Source organism: Streptosporangium sp. DT93, assembly GCF_049844535.1.
Lineage (GTDB): Bacteria > Actinomycetota > Actinomycetes > Streptosporangiales > Streptosporangiaceae > Streptosporangium.
Map to the genome: position 1 here is coordinate 1 of NZ_JBNCLF010000133.1, position 211 is coordinate 211.

Sequence of the window (211 nt, forward strand, 5' to 3'; positions counted from 1 at the left end):
TGTGGGAGCGGGGGGAGGGTGTGCGTCGGGCGGGGGTGTCGTCGTTCGGGATCAGTGGGACGAACGCGCATGTGATCCTGGAGGAGGCTCCCCAGGAGGAGCCGGTGGAGCCGGTGGAGCCGGTACAGGTTTCTGTGGATTCGGTGGGGGTGGTGGTTCCTTGGGTGGTGTCGGGGCGTTCGGTGGGGGCGGTGCGTGCTCAGGCGGGGCG

General features: G+C 70.1%; 1 protein-coding gene. It reads left to right on the plus strand.

What is annotated here, in order from left to right; genetic code table 11:
• Nucleotides 1-71: 71 nt before the first annotated feature.
• Nucleotides 72-211, plus strand: a 140-nt coding sequence (locus ACLQ2R_RS39780) for a hypothetical protein (RefSeq protein ID WP_425966581.1), incomplete at its 3' end; no start/stop codon positions are given.